1 protein-coding gene is annotated in these 1,541 nt (G+C 68.1%); it reads left to right on the top strand.

The genetic code is table 11. The features are described 5' to 3' along the window. Window positions 1-1,521, top strand: a 1,521-nt coding sequence (gene zwf, locus J9611_RS21305) for a glucose-6-phosphate dehydrogenase (RefSeq protein ID WP_246528133.1), incomplete at its 5' end; no start/stop codon positions are given. Window positions 1,522-1,541: the final 20 nt, after the last annotated feature.

Raw genomic sequence — 1,541 nt, 5'->3', positions numbered from 1 at the left:
GGGGGTAATCCGTTGCGGGATCCGCGGGATCGTCGGCTGAACCGTATTGCCGGGCCGTCGTCGTTGGTGCTTTTTGGGGTGACGGGGGATCTTGCCCGCAAGAAGCTCATGCCTGCGGTGTACGACCTGGCGAACCGGGGGCTGCTGCCGCCGAGCTTCGCCCTGGTCGGCTTTGGCCGGCGGGAATGGGACAACGAGGACTTCGCCGCCGAGGTCAAGGAAGCCGTCAAGGCCTACGCCCGGACCCCGTTCGATGACATGGTGTGGAAGCAGCTGTCCCAGGGCATCCGGTTCGTCCAGGGCGAGTTCGACGACGACGCCGCGTTCGAGCGGCTCCGCGACACGATCAAGGAACTGGACGAAAACCGGGGAACGCGGGGAAACCACGCGTTCTACCTGTCCATCCCGCCGAAGGCCTTCGAACTGGTCTGCCGGCAGCTCTCCAAGCACGGACTGGCCCAGGCCGAGGGGGACAAGTGGCGCCGCGTGGTGATCGAGAAGCCCTTCGGGCACGACCTCGCATCGGCCCGGCAGCTCAACGACATCGTCGAGTCGGTCTTCCCGCCGGACGCGGTGTTCAGGATCGACCACTACCTGGGCAAGGAGACGGTGCAGAACATCCTGGCGCTGCGCTTCGCCAACCAGCTCTTCGAGCCGCTCTGGAACGCCAACTCCGTGGACCACGTCCAGATCACCATGGCCGAGGACATCGGCACCGGCGGCCGGGCCGGGTACTACGACGGCGTCGGCGCGGCCCGCGACGTGATCCAGAACCACCTGCTGCAGCTGCTCGCCCTGACAGCCATGGAGGAGCCGATCTCGTTCAACGCCGATGACCTGCGCGCCGAGAAGGAAAAGGTCCTCGCCGCGGTCCGGCTCCCGGCGGACCTGTCCGCGCACTCGGCCCGGGGCCAGTTCACCGGCGGCTGGCAGGGCGGCGAAAAAGTCGTGGGGTACCTGGCGGAGGACGGCATCCCGGCCGACTCCAGGACCGAGACGTTCGCCGCGATCCGGGTGGACATCAACACCCGCCGCTGGTCCGGGGTGCCGTTCTACCTGCGCGCCGGCAAACGCCTCGGCCGCCGGGTCACGGAGATCGCCGTCGTGTTCAAGCGCGCCCCCAACCTGCTCTTCACCGACCACGGCGAGGACGACTTCGGCCAGAACGCCGTCGTGATCCGGGTCCAGCCCGACGAGGGCGCCACCATCCGGTTCGGGTCCAAGGTCCCGGGCACCCAGATGGAGGTCCGTGACGTGACCATGGACTTCGGCTACGGCCACTCCTTCACCGAATCCAGCCCCGAGGCCTACGAACGGCTCATCCTGGACGTGCTGCTCGGCGAACCGCCGCTGTTCCCCCGGCACGCGGAAGTGGAACTGTCCTGGAAGATCCTGGACCCGTTCGAGGACTACTGGGCGTCCCTGCCCGGACAGCCCGAACCCTACGCCCCCGGCAGCTGGGGCCCCGCCTCCGCCGACGAGCTGCTGGCCCGTGACGGACGAACCTGGAGAAGGCCATGATCGTAGACCTGCCCGACACC

It is taken from the genome of Pseudarthrobacter albicanus (assembly GCF_018224015.1).
Lineage (GTDB): Bacteria > Actinomycetota > Actinomycetes > Actinomycetales > Micrococcaceae > Arthrobacter > Arthrobacter albicanus.
Note: the sequence above shows the minus strand (reverse complement) of the source record. Positions and strands in the feature narration are given on the sequence as shown.